Origin of the sequence: Lysobacter capsici (genome assembly GCF_014779555.2) — a bacterium.
GTDB classification, from domain to species: Bacteria; Pseudomonadota; Gammaproteobacteria; order Xanthomonadales; family Xanthomonadaceae; genus Lysobacter; species Lysobacter capsici.
Window position 1 is genome coordinate 1,059,934 of sequence record NZ_CP094357.1, and the last position, 18,083, is coordinate 1,078,016.

An 18,083-nucleotide genomic window follows, 5' to 3' on the forward strand; every position below is an offset into this window, starting at 1 on the left:
CGCGGCCCCGGCCATCGGCGTGGACCGATCATGACCGCAACCGCGGCGGCGCGGCGCGTCGTACTGCCCGCATCGCGCAGCGGCGGCGGACACTGCACGCGCCGCGGCGATCGGCGACAATGGCCGTTCCGCTCCCACTGCCGTTGCCGCCCCCATGGACACCGCCTCGCTGTACGCGCTTTCCGAGCGCTATTACCTGCCCGTCTACCGCCCGCGCCGGATCGTGCTCGATCACGGCAAGGGTTCGCGGATCTGGGATCTGGACGGCCGCGAGTACGTGGACTTCGGCGCCGGCATCGCGGTCAACGCGCTCGGCCACGCGCATCCGGTGCTGATCGCGGCGCTGACCGAACAGGCCGGCAAGCTGTGGCATACCAGCAACGTGTTCATCAGCGAACCGCCGCTGCGCCTGGCCGAACAACTGGTGTCGGCCTCGGGTTTCGCCGAGCGCGTGTTCCTGTGCAATTCCGGCGCCGAAGCCAACGAGGCGGCGATCAAGCTGGCGCGCAAATGGGCCACCGCGCAGGGGCGTGAGCCCGAGCGCCGGGCGATTCTGAGCTTCCGCGGCAGTTTCCACGGCCGCACCCTGGCCGCGGTCACCGCCACCGCGCAGCCCAAGTACCACGAAGGTTTCGAACCGCTGCCGCCGGGTTTTCGCTACAGCGATTTCAACGACCTGGTCGCGGCCGAAGCGGCGATGGCCGATGGCGCGGTCTGCGCGGTGCTGGTCGAGCCGGTGCAGGGCGAGGGCGGGGTGACTCCGGCCACCGATGCCTTCCTGCGCGGCCTGCGCGAGTTGTGCGATCGCCACGGCGCGCTGTTGATCCTCGATGAAATCCAATGCGGCATGGGCCGCACCGGCGAGTTGTTCGCCTGCCATGCCTATGGCGTGACGCCCGATGCGGTGACCCTGGCCAAGGCGTTGGGCAGCGGATTCCCGATCGGCGCGATGCTGGTCGGCCCCAAGGCCGCGCAGTCGATGCAGTTCGGCGCGCACGGCACCACCTTCGGCGGCAATCCGCTGGCGGCGGCGGTGGCTGGCGCGGCCTTGCGCGAATTGCGTTCGCCTGAGTTGATGGCCAACGTCGAGCGTCAGGCGCAGGCGATCCGCGTCGGCCTGGCCGCGCTGGACGCCGAATTGAACCTGTTCGTGGAAGTGCGCGGCCGCGGCCTGATGATCGGCGCGCAGTTGCGCGAAGAACATGCGGGCAAGGCCGGCGAAATTCTCGATCGCTGCGTCGAACACGGCCTGCTGACCCTGCAGGCCGGTCCGGACGTGCTGCGTTTCGTCCCCGCGCTCAATATCGGCGATGCCGATGTGGCCGAGGGGCTGGCGCGTCTGCGCGCGGCGTTGCTGCAGTTTCTCGGCCGCTGAGCGCGGCGCACGCGGCGGCACTGGCGATGAGCGAATGCGAGTGCGTGTTCTGCGACATCATCGCCGGCCGGGTGCCGGCGAGTTTCGTGTATCGCGACGATCGCGTCGCTGCGTTCATGGATCTGCGTCAGGCCGTGCCCGGCCACGTGTTGATCGTGCCGCTGCGGCATATTCCCGATCTGTACGCCCTCGATGAAGCGACGGCCGGGCATCTGATGGCGATCGCGGTGCGCGTCGCCAAGGCTCTGGCCGCCGATCAGCGACCGGCCGGACTGAACCTGTGGCAGTCCAATGGCGAGGCGGGCGGCCAGGAAGTTCCGCACGTGCATCTGCATGTGCAGCCGCGCCGCGTGGGCGACGGAATTCTGCATCTGTATCGCCACGGCTTGCCGGCGCCCAGCGATCGCCCGAGCCTGGACGCACTCGCCGAGCGTATCGCCGCGCGGCTTTGATCCGTGGCGGTTGAGGCGAGCGGCGCCTGAGACAAGCGACTTTCGCGATCACGGACAGGCCGGCAGCGTCGGCCCCGCATGCGGCGCTGCTGCCTTTCGACACCTTTTGAGTCGTTGCGCGACGCCCCGCATCGCCAACAGGGGCTTTACGCGGGCTTTTGGATCAAACGATAATAATTCTCGTTTGCTTCAACTTCGGAGTCCCCCCGCATGTCCCGCAGCCGCCCGCTACCGGCGCCCTTGGCCCTGGCCATCGCTTTTTCCCTGAGCGCGCCCGCGTGGGCGGCAGTCCCCGCCGAGGCCCCCGAGCCCCAGGCCACCACCCTCGATCACATCGTCGTCCAGGGCCAATCGATCGGTTACAAGGCCGACAATGCCACCACCGCGACCAAGACCGACACGCCGATTTCCGAAACCCCGCAGGCGATCACCGTGGTCACCGGCGAGCGCATACGCGATCAGGGCGCGCAGAATGTCCAGGACGCGCTCAACTACGCCGCCGGCGTGCGCTCGGATGCATACGGCCTGGACTCGCGCACCGACTCGGTGCTGATCCGCGGCAGTTCGCCGCAGGAATATCTCGACGGCCTGCGCAGCTCGTTCAACTACTACACCAGCACCGCGCGCACCGATCCTTTCATGCTCGAGCGCATCGAAGTGCTGCGCGGCCCGGCGTCGATGCTGTTCGGCCAAGGCAGCACCGCCGGCGTGGTCAATCTGGTCAGCAAGCGCCCGCAGGCGCAGACGCGGCGCGAGATCGGCGTGCAGCTCGGCAGCTTCGACCGCCGCCAGGTCAACGCCGATTTCACCGGTGCGCTGAGCGAGGACGGCACTTGGCTATACCGCGTCGTCGGCGTTTACCGCGACAGCGAAACCCAGGTCGATCACGTCGACGACGACCGCCGCCTGATCGCGCCCTCGCTGACCTGGAAGCCGAGCGAAGACACCTCGCTGACGCTGCAACTGCGCTGGCAGCAGGACCGCACCGGCTCGACCTCGCAGTTCTTCGGCTGGAGCGGTTCGATCGCGTCCAATCCGAACGGCCGCGTCCCGTCCCATCGCTTCATCGGCAACCCGGGCGACCACTACGACACCGACCGCACCACTGCGGGCTGGCTGTTCGAGCATCGCTTCAACGAAAACTGGACGATTCGCCAGTCCTTCCGCGCCGCGCGCAACAAGGTCGACTACGCCAGCGCGTATGGCGACCCCTTCACCGATCCGTTGAATCCCTTCGTCGATCCGCAGCAGCGGCTCATCCGCCGCGAAGGCTGGTACGCCAACACCGATGTGCGGATGCAGAACATCGACCAGCACGTCGAGGGCCACTTCAACACCGGCGCGGTCTCGCATCAGATGCTGCTGGGCCTGGATGCGGCGCGCTTCAAGCAAGAGGAGCAGCAACTGTTCGAGAGCGCGGAAGACCGCGGCGGCACCATGCCGGCGATCGATATCTTCAACCCGGTCTATCTGTCGCACACGCCGCCGCCGTTCGGTCCGGCGGTCAAGAGCAGCCAGCGTCAGGTCGGCGTGTATCTGCAGGATCAAATGCACATCGGCGAGCATTGGATCGTCGTTGCCGGTCTGCGCCACGATCGCGCCAAGAACGGTCTGGTCGGCGCCGGCAGCGAAGATTCCAGCGCCACCACCAAGCGTCTGGGCGTGATGTTCCACGACTGGGCCGGCTGGTCGCCGTACCTGAGCTACAGCGAATCCTTCACTCCGGTGACCGGCACCCACGCGATCACCGGCGCGCGTTACAGGCCGCAGAAAGGCGAGCAGATCGAAGCCGGTGTCAAGTTCGAACCGGCCGCGCGCGATTTGAGCTTCACCGCGGCGACCTACGAGCTGCGCGAAGAAAACCGCCTGGTGTCCGACCCGGACCATCCCAACACCAATATCCAGGCCGGCAAGACCAAGGTCAGCGGTTTCGAGTTGGAGTTGACCGGCAAGCTGACCTCCAGCTTCGACCTCACCGCGCACTACAACTATCTCGACAACGACAAGCAACTGGAAAGCACCCCGCGGCATCAGGCCGCGGTGTGGGGCAAGCAACGCTTCAGCATCGGCGGCCGCGACGGTTTCGCCGCCGGCTTGGGCGTGCGTTACATGAGCGCGTTCGACAGCCTGCCGGCGCCGACCACGCCGTCGGTGACCCTGGCCGATGCGATGATGTCCTACGACACCGGCGCCTGGCGTTGGGCGCTCAACGTCAACAATCTGACCGACAAGCGCTATTTCAGCATCTGCATGGGGCGCGGCGACTGCTGGTTCGGCTCGCGGCGCACCGTCGGCTTGAGCGCTACGTTCACGTTCTGATCGCGCCTGGATCGAAACGCACAGGGCCGGCGAATTCGCCGGCCCTTTCGTTTGCGCGATCGCGATAACGCGACCGAATTGCTTACAGGGTGGCGAAGGTCGCCCGCGCCGCCTCGATGGTCTGGGCGATCTCGGCCTCGCCATGCGCGCTCGACATGAACCCGGCCTCGAACGCCGACGGCGCCAGATACACGCCGCGTTCGAGCATGCCGTGGAAGAAACGATTGAAGCGCTGCGTATCCGAGCCCATCGCATCGGCGAAGCTTTCCACTGGCCCGTCGCGGAAGTACAAGCCGAACATGCCCGGCGCCCGAGTGGTGTGGAACGCGATGCCGGCTTCGCGCGCGGCCGCTTCCAGGCCGTCGCACAAGGCATGCGTGCTGCGTTCCAGCGCATCGTGGAAACCGGGTTGCTGGATCAGCTCCAGCGTCGCCAATCCCGCGGCCATCGCCACCGGATTGCCGCTGAGCGTGCCGGCCTGATAGATCGGCCCGCTTGGCGCGACCTGGCTCATCAGATCGCGCCGGCCACCGTACGCGCCGACCGGCATGCCGCCGCCGATGATCTTGCCGAACGTGCTCAGGTCCGGGGTTATGCCATAACGCTGCTGCGCGCCGCCGAGCGCGACCCGGAACCCGGTCATCACTTCGTCGAAGATCAGCAGCACGCCGTGCTTCGTGCACAGCGCGCGCAGATGCTGCAGATAACCGTCCTTCGGCAGGATGCAGTTGGCGTTGCCGACGATCGGTTCGATGATCAGGCCGGCGATCTCGCTGCCGGCTTCGTCGAACAACCCAGTTGCCGCGTCGAAATCGTTGTAGGGCAGGGTCAGGGTCAGGTCGGCCAGCGCCGCCGGCACGCCCGGCGAATTGGGAAGGCCCAGAGTCAGCGCGCCGCTGCCGGCCTTGACCAGAAAACTGTCGCCGTGGCCGTGGTAGCAGCCCTCGAACTTGACGATGCGGCTGCGCCCGGTCGCGCCGCGCGCCACCCGGATCGCCGACAAGGTCGCTTCGGTGCCCGAATTGACCATGCGCACCATCTCGCAGCTCGGCACGATCCGGGTGATCGCTTCGGCCATCGTCACTTCTAGCGCGTTGGGCACGCCGAAGCTCAGACCGTTGCGCATGGTCTTCTCGACCGCGTCCAGCACTTGCGGATGCGCATGGCCGGCGATCATCGGGCCCCACGAGCCTACGTAATCGATATAGCCATGACCGTCGACGTCGTACAGATAAGCGCCTTGCGCGCGCTGCGCGAAGAACGGCTCGCCGCCGACCGACTTGAACGCGCGCACCGGCGAATTGACGCCGCCGGGCAACAGTTCGCTGGCGCGGGTGAAGAGTTCGTGGGAGCGGGGGTTATTCATTGGGAAATTCTTCGGATCGGGCTTCATCGAAGCAGGAGAGGTAGGCGCGCACCGCGGCGGCCGGATCGGGCGCATCGAACACGCCGCTGATCACGGCCAGCAGATCGGCGCCGGCGTCGACCAGCGAGCGCGCATTGTCCGGGGTGATTCCGCCGATCGCCACCCGCGGCAGGCGCAGGATCGCCGATTGCTGCAGCAGTTCCGGCGTGGCGCGGCGCGCATTGGGTTTGGTCGGCGAAGCGAAGAACGCGCCGAAAGCGACATAACTGGCGCCGGTCGCGGCCGCCGCGCGGGCCAGATCGAAGCGGTCGTAGCACGATGCGCCGATCAGGGCGCGATCGCCCATCGCCGCGCGCGCCGCGGCCAGTTCGCCGTCGTCTTCGCCCAGATGCGCGCCGTCGGCGCCGATCTGCGCGGCCAGACGCCAGTCGTCGTTGACGATCAGCGGCACGCCGTGGCGGCGGCAGATCGGCAACAACGCCAGCGCCTGCTCGCGGCGCAGATGCGGATCGGCCGCCTTGTTGCGGTACTGCAGCCATTGGGCGCCGGCGACCAGCACCGTTTCGACTCGCGCCATCAGGCGCAAGGTGTCGGTGTCGTCGGGCGTTATCACGTACAGGCCGCGCCGCGGCCATGGTGAATTCATGCGTCTGCTTCCGTCGGAGAGGGCGGGATGGGACAATGCCGTCCCGCAAAACCATTATCCGCCCATGTCCGAGATCGCCGCGACCACCGCTTACCGCACCTGGATGTGCGTCGTGTGCGGCTTTATTTACGACGAAGCCCTGGGGCTGCCGGAAGAGGGCTTGGCCCCGGGCACCCGCTGGGCGGACGTCCCGGACACTTGGACCTGCCCGGACTGCGGCGTGACCAAGGACGACTTCGAGATGATGGAAGTCTGAAGCGGATGAGGGCCGCCGTGGCCCGAGTGGCCGCGGCGGACCTGTATGGAACCACGGACCGGCATTGCCCGTCCGCTCACTCGATCCCGGGCCCGAACTTCAGTTCCGCCCCATCCTTGAGCTTCAACCTGGCCGCCTGGCCGGCATTGAGCTCCAGCACGTACTTCGCCGGCGCATCGCTGGGATAGGGCGGACAGCCGTTGCCGCCCGAGCACGGCGGGACGTCGCGCTGTTGCGACACCAGCCGGCGCTTGCCGTCGAAGTAGAGGATGTCCAGCGGGATATGGGTGTTCTTCATCCAATAGGCCTGCGGCTCCTCGCGCTCATGCACGAACACCATGCCGTGGTCGGCCGCCATTTCGTCGCGGAACATCAGCCCGCGCGCCCGCGATTCGTCGTCCTTGGCCACTTCCACCGTATAACGCTGGCCGCCGATCTCGACCCAGGCCTCGTTGCCTGACCCGCAGCCGGACAAGGCCAAGCCGCAACCCAGGATCAGCACGCGCAGCTTCGACATGGAGCGGTTCCTTGGAGAGCCGGACAAAGAGCTTGCGAACATCCGACAGCGTCCCCGCATCGTCAAGGCCGAAGCGCGCGAAATTATTTTCGGTCACCCCTTCCCAAGCCCTATTCAGATCTGCATAATGCGCGGCCCCGCTGACCGGTTGATTGGCCGGCGGGGACGCGCAAAAGCAGCGGTTTCGGCAGGTGTTGACGGTCTGAAACATTGCTGTAAGATGCGCGGCCCGCTGACCGGTTTGTAGGTTGGCGGGACGCGCGGAAAGCGGCGGTTTCGACAAGTGTTGACGAGTCGAAAACATGCTGTAAGATGCGCGGCCCGGTGAGGTGGAATGCTTCGGAAACGAAGGGTTTCGGCGAGTTGGGAAGCAGCAAGAAGTTCGCGGACAGGTGTTGACGTTCACGAAAACTGCTGTATAGTGTGCGGCTCCCTCGGGCACTTCGGTGACGAGACGGAACAAGGCGCTGAGGCCGGTTCCTAAAGATCTTTGACAGTGTGCGCAGGTGACTTGTGCGGGCGTCTGGCGGGTGGATAGTTGTCCATCTTGCAGACGTTCGTAACAGAGTCCAACGATTTAAGAAGCATGCAAATGCAATTGAGTAATTGGCCTGGAACGAAGTCTGCACTCAAAGCATTGATGAAGGCCGCAAGGCTGGAATCGAAACATTTAAGTGAAGAGTTTGATCCTGGCTCAGAGTGAACGCTGGCGGCAGGCCTAACACATGCAAGTCGAACGGCAGCACAGAGGAGCTTGCTCCTTGGGTGGCGAGTGGCGGACGGGTGAGGAATACGTCGGAATCTGCCTATTTGTGGGGGATAACGTAGGGAAACTTACGCTAATACCGCATACGACCTACGGGTGAAAGCGGAGGACCTTCGGGCTTCGCGCAGATAGATGAGCCGACGTCGGATTAGCTAGTTGGCGGGGTAAAGGCCCACCAAGGCGACGATCCGTAGCTGGTCTGAGAGGATGATCAGCCACACTGGAACTGAGACACGGTCCAGACTCCTACGGGAGGCAGCAGTGGGGAATATTGGACAATGGGCGCAAGCCTGATCCAGCCATGCCGCGTGTGTGAAGAAGGCCTTCGGGTTGTAAAGCACTTTTGTCCGGAAAGAAAAGCCTTGGGTTAATACCCTGAGGTCATGACGGTACCGGAAGAATAAGCACCGGCTAACTTCGTGCCAGCAGCCGCGGTAATACGAAGGGTGCAAGCGTTACTCGGAATTACTGGGCGTAAAGCGTGCGTAGGTGGTTTGTTAAGTCTGATGTGAAAGCCCTGGGCTCAACCTGGGAATGGCATTGGAAACTGGCTGACTAGAGTGCGGTAGAGGGTAGTGGAATTCCCGGTGTAGCAGTGAAATGCGTAGATATCGGGAGGAACATCTGTGGCGAAGGCGACTACCTGGACCAGCACTGACACTGAGGCACGAAAGCGTGGGGAGCAAACAGGATTAGATACCCTGGTAGTCCACGCCCTAAACGATGCGAACTGGATGTTGGGAGCAACTTGGCTCTCAGTATCGAAGCTAACGCGTTAAGTTCGCCGCCTGGGAAGTACGGTCGCAAGACTGAAACTCAAAGGAATTGACGGGGGCCCGCACAAGCGGTGGAGTATGTGGTTTAATTCGATGCAACGCGAAGAACCTTACCTGGCCTTGACATCCACGGAACTTTCTAGAGATAGATTGGTGCCTTCGGGAACCGTGAGACAGGTGCTGCATGGCTGTCGTCAGCTCGTGTCGTGAGATGTTGGGTTAAGTCCCGCAACGAGCGCAACCCTTGTCCTTAGTTGCCAGCACGTAATGGTGGGAACTCTAAGGAGACCGCCGGTGACAAACCGGAGGAAGGTGGGGATGACGTCAAGTCATCATGGCCCTTACGGCCAGGGCTACACACGTACTACAATGGTAGGGACAGAGGGCTGCAAACCCGCGAGGGCAAGCCAATCCCAGAAACCCTATCTCAGTCCGGATCGGAGTCTGCAACTCGACTCCGTGAAGTCGGAATCGCTAGTAATCGCAGATCAGCATTGCTGCGGTGAATACGTTCCCGGGCCTTGTACACACCGCCCGTCACACCATGGGAGTTTGTTGCACCAGAAGCAGGTAGCTTAACCTTCGGGAGGGCGCTTGCCACGGTGTGGCCGATGACTGGGGTGAAGTCGTAACAAGGTAGCCGTATCGGAAGGTGCGGCTGGATCACCTCCTTTAGAGACATAAAGACAGCCAATTGCCTGTCCAGACGTCCGCACAAGTGACCTGCATTCAGAGTTCCCGATCGCCACAGGGCGATTGAGGAGTCGTCCCGTTTCGATGGGGCTTTAGCTCAGCTGGGAGAGCACCTGCTTTGCAAGCAGGGGGTCGTCGGTTCGATCCCGACAAGCTCCACCACCTAGCCAGTAGCAGTTTTGGGTCTGTAGCTCAGGTGGTTAGAGCGCGCCCCTGATAAGGGCGAGGCCGGTGGTTCGAGTCCTCCCAGACCCACCACCCTGGTGAAGAGTTAAGGCAAACGACAAGACTTCTGAATTGCGCACACACATAAAGATTTGAAACTGGAAAGGCGCTGAAGCCTTTCAAGTGTTCTTTGAAAAACTGGAATGTAGCGAGCGTTTTGAGACGGAATGTCCATGACGTGTCGTGAGGCTAAGGCGAGTGTCGAAAGACACTTTATTAATTGAGTCGTTATATTCGAGTCCGGGCTTTGTACCCCTGGACCCGTGTAATTCCGAGGCAACTTGGGGTTATATGGTCAAGCGAATAAGCGCACACGGTGGATGCCTTGGCGGTCAGAGGCGATGAAGGACGTGATAGCCTGCGAAAAGCGCGGGGGAGCTGGCAATAAGCTTTGATCCCGTGATGTCCGAATGGGGAAACCCACCTAGCAATAGGTATCCTGCAGTGAATACATAGCTGCTGGAAGCGAACCCGGAGAACTGAAATATCTAAGTACCCGGAGGAAAAGAAATCAACCGAGATTCCCTAAGTAGTGACGAGCGAACGGGGACTAGCCCTTAAGTTGCATCAGCTTCAGCAAAACGAGTTGGAAAGCTCGGCCATAGAAGGTGACAGCCCTGTATGTGAAGGGGCTGATGCGATGAAATCGAGTAGGGCGGGGCACGAGAAACCCTGTCTGAACATGGGGGGACCATCCTCCAAGGCTAAATACTCCTGACCGACCGATAGTGAACCAGTACCGTGAGGGAAAGGCGAAAAGAACCCTGGTGAAGGGAGTGAAATAGACCCTGAAACCGTGTGCGTACAAGCAGTAGGAGCTCGCAAGAGTGACTGCGTACCTTTTGTATAATGGGTCAGCGACTTACTGTTCGTGGCAAGCTTAACCGTATAGGGGAGGCGAAGGGAAACCGAGTCTGATAAGGGCGCATAGTCGCGGGCAGTAGACCCGAAACCGGGTGATCTAGTCATGCCCAGGGTGAAGGTTGAGTAACATCAACTGGAGGCCCGAACCCACGTCTGTTGCAAAAGACGGGGATGAGGTGTGATTAGGAGTGAAAAGCTAATCGAACCCGGAGATAGCTGGTTCTCCTCGAAAGCTATTTAGGTAGCGCCTCGGACGAATACTGCTGGGGGTAGAGCACTGTTATGGCTAGGGGGTCATTGCGACTTACCAAACCATGGCAAACTCCGAATACCAGCACGTACTATCCGGGAGACACACGGCGGGTGCTAACGTCCGTCGTGAAAAGGGAAACAACCCAGACCCACAGCTAAGGTCCCAAATTTATCGCTAAGTGGTGAACGATGTGGAAAGGCACAGACAGCCAGGAGGTTGGCTTAGAAGCAGCCACCCTTTAAAGAAAGCGTAATAGCTCACTGGTCGAGTCGGTCTGCGCGGAAGATTTAACGGGGCTAAGCGATAAACCGAAGCTTGGGGTGCATCACTTTGTGATGCGCGGTAGAGGAGCGTTCCGTAAGCCGTTGAAGGTGGATTGAGAAGTCTGCTGGAGGTATCGGAAGTGCGAATGCTGACATGAGTAACGATAATGCGGGTGAAAAGCCCGCACGCCGAAAGCCCAAGGTTTCCTTGCGCAACGTTAATCGACGCAGGGTGAGTCGGCCCCTAAGGCGAGGCTGAAAAGCGTAGTCGATGGGAAGCAGGTTAATATTCCTGCACCTCGCGTAAGTGCGATGGAGGGACGGAGAAGGTTAGGCAGGCCAGGCGTTGGTTGTCCTGGTGAGAGAGTTGAGGCGGTTCCCTTTGGCAAATCCGGGGGAGCAACGTTGAGACTAAGGACCGGCCCATTCGGGCTAGGCTGCCGATATCACGCTTCCAGGAAAAGCTCCTAAGCTTCAGCTTACGCAGACCGTACCGTAAACCGACACAGGTGGGCAGGATGAGAATTCTAAGGCGCTTGAGAGAACTCGGGTGAAGGAACTAGGCAAAATAGCACCGTAACTTCGGGAGAAGGTGCGCCCTCCACGGTTAATAGCTGAGGGGGGCCGCAGTGACCAGGCCGCTGCGACTGTTTATCAAAAACACAGCACTCTGCAAACACGAAAGTGGACGTATAGGGTGTGACGCCTGCCCGGTGCTGGAAGGTTAATTGATGGGGTCAGCCGCAAGGCGAAGCTCTTGATCGAAGCCCCAGTAAACGGCGGCCGTAACTATAACGGTCCTAAGGTAGCGAAATTCCTTGTCGGGTAAGTTCCGACCTGCACGAATGGCGTAACGACAGCGGCGCTGTCTCCACCCGAGACTCAGTGAAATTGAAATCGCTGTGAAGATGCAGCGTTCCCGCGGCAAGACGGAAAGACCCCGTGAACCTTTACTATAGCTTTACACTGAACGTTGAGTTCGTCTGTGTAGGATAGGTGGGAGGCTATGAAACCATGGCGCTAGCTGTGGTGGAGCCATCCTTGAAATACCACCCTGTCGTGCTTGACGTTCTAACCTAGGCCCGTTATCCGGGTCAGGGACCGTGTATGGTGGGTAGTTTGACTGGGGCGGTCTCCTCCCAAAGTGTAACGGAGGAGCACGAAGGTACGCTCAGCGCGGTCGGACATCGCGCACTGTGTGCAAAGGCATAAGCGTGCTTGACTGCAAGATCGACGGATCAAGCAGGTACGAAAGTAGGTCTTAGTGATCCGGTGGTTCTGTATGGAAGGGCCATCGCTCAACGGATAAAAGGTACTCCGGGGATAACAGGCTGATACCGCCCAAGAGTTCATATCGACGGCGGTGTTTGGCACCTCGATGTCGGCTCATCACATCCTGGGGCTGTAGTCGGTCCCAAGGGTATGGCTGTTCGCCATTTAAAGTGGTACGCGAGCTGGGTTCAGAACGTCGTGAGACAGTTCGGTCCCTATCTGTCGTGGGCGTTGGAGATTTGAGAGGGGCTGCTCCTAGTACGAGAGGACCGGAGTGGACGAACCTCTGGTGTTCCGGTTGTCACGCCAGTGGCACTGCCGGGTAGCTATGTTCGGAAGCGATAACCGCTGAAAGCATCTAAGCGGGAAGCGCGCCTCAAGATGAGATCTCCCGGGACTTTAAGTCCCCTAAAGGAACCATCAAGACTAGGTGGTTGATAGGCAGGGTGTGTAAGTGCGGCAACGCATTGAGCTAACCTGTACTAATGATCCGTGTGGCTTGACCATATAACCTCAAGTTGCCTTGGCTTCATTGACACGTTAAGACGTTCCATCCAAAATACTGTTCGCTACATTCCAACTTATTCGCCGACAACGGGGTCCATTCCGTTGAAAGCACACCCACGTGAGCGTGAGCGCAACTTCAATCCACCGAAGCCTGCGACCCTCCACCCTCTCCCTGGTGATAATAGCTGTGTGGCACCACCCGATCCCATCCCGAACTCGGAAGTGAAACGCACATGCGCCGATGGTAGTGTGGCCTAAGCCATGCAAGAGTAGGTCATCGCCAGGGGCTTTACCCTAAAACGCCGCAACCACTGGTTGCGGCGTTTTTCTTTGCGCCAAACAAAAGCATGCCAGGCCCGCGGCTGGATTGCGAAGTTAATGCGCTGATAATCGATCGACGTGTCGTTCGGATAATCGATGCCGCCACGGCCCCGACCTGTAGGAGCGGCGCGAGCCGCGACCTGAATACCCACATCCGACGTAAGCGGGGCCTGCGGTCGCCGTTTGCGAAACGCCTACTGCGAGCGGATGCCGGAACGACGCAGACGGCCAGCTGCGCAATACATCCGCTTGGACAGATAACCGGTGTGCGACCACCGGGACGGCTTTGCCGAGACTGGCGATTTCCGGCTCGCATCAAATGCGCGGTCGCGCGGTCGCGGCGTGCGACGCGCCTACTAGGGCTACCGAGGCTGCGCGCCCATTGGCGCGTGGCGCTGATCAGGTCTGGCGGACAACCGATATCTGCTCGCTGGCGCCAAAAAATCTATGCGGAAAACAAGTTGCCGCATGATCTCTGGCAAGGCCTGGACCGGTCGCCGCCGCGTTGACAACGGGCCGGCCACCGCCGGAACGGCGCAATCGATGCGATAGCGCGCTGACAAAATCCAGGCGATGTCCGGTCACCAGTCCGGATCAGGCCAGTGAGCAAGGAATAGCCATGGAAGATATCTCGTTGCAAAGGCGCATGCCCCTGACGTTTCTGGAGGCATGCATGTTCACCCTCATCATCGGTCTGTGTCCGGCGGCATCGGCCCGGGCCGCGGAAGCGCAGCCACTGGTGACCTTGGCTTCGCTGGATTGCATGGCTTATGGATTGACGCCGCCGAACGCGCAAAATCAGCTGGCGCCGTCCCTGCCGTTCTATCAGCCTCGCGTTCCCAGGGCGCAGATCGACAGCGTAGTGAGCAAACCGATCGCCTCGCCGACCGGAAATTCGAAATTCCCGCAGTTCAACCACTTCAAGCTGTGGAGCATCTGGTTCGAACCGGAGGAGCAGGCGGCGGCGTTGCGACCGGTGATGTCGTGGAATATCGGCGAATACACCGGGTTCAACCCGTCCGGTCCGTTAAGCCAGGTCCAACGGGGCTTCATCGACAGCTACGGCCGTTCGGGGTTGCAGCTCGACGATGGACGTCTGGGCATGTGGATGAACTCGCTCGATCCGGATTTTCGTCGCTTCAGCGGTACCCCCGCGAATGTAAACGACGGGCACGGCTCGATGAACGCCGGTTGCTGGTATTACCCGCCCTCTCCGCTTGCCAAGTTGTTTCCCACCGTGGCGCACCAGTTCGATGTGGCATTCGATGTCGGTGTTCACCATGACGGATCGAGCAAGAACGACTGGCTCCCGAACGGAACGATCACCGATGGATCCGCGCAAGCCTACTTCCAGCTGATTGCCAGGAATCGGCAGCCTTACTATTGCGAGCCGCCGCCGCCGCGTGCGCCCGGTGAGCCTGTCCCACCGCCGAAGGTGTGCGACTTCTCGATGACGGTGGAGTTCTATACGCGCGATCCGCAGTACGCAACCAAACAATACGTGCATGGCGACACTTCGGGAACGCTGACGCATCCGATCGCGCAGACCGGTCTGATGGAGCCCAAGGATCAAGCGCACTGGATCCGGCGCATGGACAACTCCATGGTCTACAAAACCAGCGCACCGTTTCATTCGCGCGTGCATTTCCGAATGTCGTCGAGCCAGTTCCGTGCAGTCCTCGAAGCGGTCGCGAGTCATCGCGCCGACCCCAACGATCGGTTGCCGGAAATATCGCTGAACCCGCTCGATTACGACATCACCCTGTTGAACGTGAACGGCGAAATCCACGACAGCAACGCTGTACCGGGCCACGCTCAGCTCGGCATGAGCGTGAGCAATATTCGTATCACCTCGGTACTGGACCATTCGGCGGCGGGCGCGCCGGCCGGTTACATCGGCGATGGTTCGGCCGTGGTGTTTCGCAATAGCGACAATTCGATTCAGCTGTTCCAGGGCGAGATCGGTCAGGGCGCGGCCGACAAGGTCGTGCTTTCAGCGGGGCCGGCGCTCGGCGAGCCGGTGGGTTACTTCGCCGCCGCGGCGCCACGCGTGGTCTATCGCGATACCCATCGCGCGATCCGCGAGATCTTTCGCCACAATGGCCAGTGGACCGAGTGGAATCTATCGGCCGCGCTCGGCGCCGCGGACGCGTATTCCGATCCGCGCACGTTCGTCGACAGTGCGAACATGCCGCATGTGGTGTATCGCGACATGGCCGGCGATATCCACGAACTGTATATGGATGCCGGCGGCTGGCATCGCGCGAACCTCTCCACCGAGAGCGTGCCGGCGCGTCCGCGGCCGGCCTTGGGCGCGATGGCTTACGTCGCCAGCGGTTCGCCGCGGATCGTGTTCCACACGGTCGATAACGGCATCGGCGAGCTGTATTACTGGAACGGCGAGTGGCGGCAATGGGACATGACGCCGCTGGCCGGGCCGGGAGCGAGCGTGCGCTCCGACCCACAGGGGTTCGCCGATACCAATGGTCTGCCGCGTGTGGTCTATCTGGATTCGGCCGGAGATCTTCACGAGTTGCGGATCAACAACGGCGCGTGGACCCATACCGATCTGTCGCTGCTGACCGGCGCACCGAAAGGGCTCGGCAACCCGATGGGATTCGTCGCCGGCAACGCGGCGCGTGTGGTGTACCGAGGCGAAGACGGACGCATCCTTGAGCTGGTCGACTGGAACGGCCAATGGCTGCTCAACGACTTGAGCGCCACGCGCGGCGCGTTGAAAGCGAATGCCGATCCGATGGGCTTCGTCGACGCGAATGGAGTGGCGCGGATCGTATATCGCGGCGACGAGGACATGCAGGCACAGGCGAGCGACGACAACATGCTGCATGAGCTGTTCTACAGCGGCGGGCAATGGTTGCATCGCGACCTGTAAGCGCAGTTCGAAACGCGCAGCGGGCGCCGATCCATATCTGGCGGCGCCCGGATTTGCGATATCGCGACGATCCACCGACTTTGGTCGGATGCAGCGAGCCCGCGACGCGGTTACACTCGCCATCGGTCGCGCATGGCGACCCGCGCGGTCGGGCGATTGCTCCCCGGCCGACCGATCCGAGATCGCAAGGAGAGGTCCAGATGAAGTTCACAACCATCGGCAAGGTTCAGCACTAAGTCCGATTCCGCGGTCCAGGGCGATGCCCGGGCCGTGTCAGGCAGGTCGTTCGTGTCTGGGGTCTGTTATGGCCCTGGATAGCGCGCATTCGCCCGCCGCCTCTCTCTCCCGATTCGTTGATCCGGCGCATTGCTGCGCCCGTTCGCTCTCGTGCGTCATCGCATGCGCCTTGCCGGCGCGCGCGGATGGCTCGCGCCGCGGGAGTTTCCAAGTTCAAACAAGGCTGATCGCCATGATGATTTTTCGTTGGTTCGAATCGTTGATCGACCCGTTCCGGCCCGCGCCGGACACCATGCCGCCGCGTTCGGTGGCGGCGTTCTATTGGCATTTCATCCGCCAAGCGTGGCCGGTGTTCGTGGTCCTGACCGTGGTCGGGTTCTTCGTCGCCATCGTCGAGGTGGTGATGTTCGACTACCTGGGCAAGGTCGTGGATCTGGTCAACACCACGCCGGCGCAGGCGCTGTTTGCCCGGCACGGCAGCGAGCTGCTGTGGATGGCGGCGGTGATGCTGATCGCGCGTCCGATCTGCCTGGGGCTGCACGACCTGCTGCTCAATCAGGCCGTGCATCCCAGCATGACCAACCTGGTGCGATGGCAGACGCATCGCTACATGCTCAAGCAGAGTCTGAGCTTCTTCCAGAACGACTTCGCCGGCCGGGTCGCGAACCGGATCATGCAGACCGGTCCGTCGTTGCGCGAATCCACCACCCAGGCGTTCGACGCGATCTGGTACGTGATCGTGTACTCGGCGTCGGCGGTGTATCTGTTCGCTCAGGCCGATGCCTGGCTGATGGTGCCGTTGCTGGTGTGGATCGTGTTGTTCATCGGCTTGATGCGTTACTTCGTGCCGCGGGTCAAGGAACGTTCGTGGCGCGCATCGGATGCGCGTTCCAAGCTGATGGGACGCATCGTCGACGGCTACAGCAACATCACCACGTTGAAGTTGTTCGCGCACTCGCGGCGCGAAGAGCAATACGTGGCCGAAGCGATGGTCGAACAGACCCAGCGTTCGCGCGACATGACCCGCATGACCACGTCGATGGGCGTCAGCATCAGCGTGCTCAACGGCTTGTTGATCGTCGGCACCTGCGGCCTGTCGTTGTGGTTGTGGCATCGCGGCGCGATCACGGTCGGCGCGATCGCCTTGGCGACCGGCCTGGTGATTCGCATCCACAACATGTCGGGTTGGATCATGTGGACGGTGAACGGCATCTTCGAGGACATCGGCACGGTGCAGGACGGCATCGAAACGATTTCGCGGCCGTTGACCGTGACCGATCGCGTCGATGCGCAGCCGTTGCAGGTCGAACGCGGCAGCGTGCGCTTTGAGAACGTGCATTTCCATTACGGCCAGGACAGCGGCCTGATCGCGGATCTGGATCTGGAGGTGAAGCCGGGCGAGAAGATCGGCCTGGTCGGGCCGTCGGGCGCGGGCAAGTCGACGCTGATGAATATCCTGCTGCGGCTGTACGATCTGGAAAGCGGTCGCATCCTGGTCGATGGGCAGGACATCGCCGGCGTCACTCAGGAAAGCCTGCGTTCGCAGATCGGCGTGGTCACTCAGGATACCTCGCTGCTGCACCGCTCGATCCGCGACAACCTGCTGTACGGCCGGCCGGAGGCCAGCGATGCGGAGATGTTCGAGGCCGTGCGCAAGGCGCGTGCGGATGAGTTCATTCCGCGCCTGGTCGATGGCGAAGGCCGGGTGGGTTATGACGCGCTGGTCGGCGAACGCGGGGTCAAGTTGTCGGGCGGCCAGAGGCAGCGCATCGCGATCGCGCGGGTGCTGTTGAAGAACGCGCCGATCCTGATCCTGGATGAGGCGACCTCGGCGCTGGATTCGGAAGCCGAGGCGGCGATCCAGGAGAGTCTGGAAACGCTGATGGCCGGCAAGACGGTTATTGCGATCGCGCATCGCTTGTCGACCATCGCGCGGATGGACCGATTGGTGGTGATGGATCGCGGCCACATCATCGAGACCGGGACGCATGAGCAGTTGATCGCGCGCGATGGGTTGTATGCGCGGCTGTGGAAGCGGCAGACGGGGGGATTTGTCGCCGTGGATGCGTAAGAGATTGTGTT

At 61.8% G+C, this 18,083-nt stretch carries 9 protein-coding genes, 2 tRNA genes and 3 rRNA genes; 11 read left to right on the plus strand and 3 right to left on the minus strand.

Going from position 1 to position 18,083, the window contains the following annotated elements; translation table 11 throughout:
- Positions 1–154: 154 nt before the first annotated feature.
- The 3 genes from IEQ11_RS04325 to IEQ11_RS04335 all read left to right on the plus strand — a co-directional run bounded on the left by IEQ11_RS04325 (position 155) and on the right by IEQ11_RS04335 (position 4,146).
- On the plus strand, positions 155–1,375 hold the full coding sequence (locus IEQ11_RS04325; RefSeq protein ID WP_191823876.1) for an acetylornithine/succinyldiaminopimelate transaminase: 1,221 nt from the start codon (positions 155–157) through the stop codon (positions 1,373–1,375).
- Between the two features lie 26 nt (positions 1,376–1,401).
- Positions 1,402–1,827: an HIT family protein gene (locus IEQ11_RS04330; protein ID WP_191823875.1), complete on the plus strand. Its 426-nt coding sequence runs from the start codon at positions 1,402–1,404 to the stop codon at positions 1,825–1,827.
- 210 nt (positions 1,828–2,037) lie between these two features.
- The gene (locus tag IEQ11_RS04335) at positions 2,038–4,146 is read left to right on the plus strand and encodes a TonB-dependent siderophore receptor (RefSeq protein ID WP_191823874.1); all 2,109 of its coding nucleotides are present in this window, start codon (positions 2,038–2,040) and stop codon (positions 4,144–4,146) included.
- An 82-nt stretch (positions 4,147–4,228) separates the two neighbouring features.
- Here IEQ11_RS04335 and hemL read toward each other — a convergent pair whose 3' ends face one another.
- Together hemL and thiE are read right to left on the minus strand one after the other, a co-directional pair.
- Positions 4,229–5,512: a glutamate-1-semialdehyde 2,1-aminomutase gene (gene hemL / locus IEQ11_RS04340; RefSeq protein WP_191823873.1), complete on the minus strand. Its 1,284-nt coding sequence runs from the start codon at positions 5,510–5,512 to the stop codon at positions 4,229–4,231.
- Complete coding sequence (thiE, locus tag IEQ11_RS04345; protein WP_191823872.1) at positions 5,505–6,158, minus strand: thiamine phosphate synthase; 654 nt, start codon at positions 6,156–6,158, stop codon at positions 5,505–5,507. The genes hemL and thiE overlap by 8 nt, the downstream gene beginning before the upstream one ends.
- A gap of 64 nt (positions 6,159–6,222) precedes the next feature.
- Between thiE and IEQ11_RS04350 the strand changes: the two genes are divergently transcribed.
- Positions 6,223–6,414 carry a rubredoxin gene (locus tag IEQ11_RS04350; RefSeq protein ID WP_036115753.1) on the plus strand — a complete coding sequence of 64 codons (192 nt, stop codon included), beginning with the start codon at positions 6,223–6,225 and terminating at the stop codon, positions 6,412–6,414.
- Positions 6,415–6,490: 76 nt separating this feature from the next.
- Here IEQ11_RS04350 and IEQ11_RS04355 read toward each other — a convergent pair whose 3' ends face one another.
- A complete protein-coding gene (locus IEQ11_RS04355) occupies positions 6,491–6,931 on the minus strand; it encodes a DUF192 domain-containing protein (protein WP_096413192.1) in 441 nt (146 codons plus the stop codon).
- Positions 6,932–7,602: 671 nt separating this feature from the next.
- Between IEQ11_RS04355 and IEQ11_RS04360 the strand changes: the two genes are divergently transcribed.
- From IEQ11_RS04360 to IEQ11_RS04390, 7 genes are all read left to right on the plus strand, one after another.
- Positions 7,603–9,147: ribosomal RNA gene (locus IEQ11_RS04360) — 16S ribosomal RNA — on the plus strand.
- 105 nt (positions 9,148–9,252) lie between these two features.
- Positions 9,253–9,328: transfer RNA gene (locus IEQ11_RS04365), tRNA-Ala, on the plus strand.
- A 19-nt stretch (positions 9,329–9,347) separates the two neighbouring features.
- Positions 9,348–9,424, plus strand: a tRNA-Ile gene (locus tag IEQ11_RS04370).
- A gap of 260 nt (positions 9,425–9,684) precedes the next feature.
- Positions 9,685–12,550: ribosomal RNA gene (locus IEQ11_RS04375) — 23S ribosomal RNA — on the plus strand.
- Positions 12,551–12,721: 171 nt separating this feature from the next.
- Positions 12,722–12,836: ribosomal RNA gene (rrf, locus tag IEQ11_RS04380) — 5S ribosomal RNA — on the plus strand.
- Together the 16S, 23S and 5S rRNA genes with 2 tRNA genes alongside form the textbook arrangement of a ribosomal RNA operon.
- A gap of 708 nt (positions 12,837–13,544) precedes the next feature.
- Entirely contained in the window at positions 13,545–15,764 is a 2,220-nt protein-coding gene (locus IEQ11_RS04385; protein WP_247024723.1) for a hypothetical protein, read from the plus strand.
- Positions 15,765–16,239: 475 nt separating this feature from the next.
- Positions 16,240–18,072 (plus strand): ABC transporter ATP-binding protein, encoded by a 1,833-nt coding sequence (locus tag IEQ11_RS04390; protein ID WP_191821977.1) that lies wholly within the window; start codon positions 16,240–16,242, stop codon positions 18,070–18,072.
- Positions 18,073–18,083 lie beyond the last annotated feature (11 nt).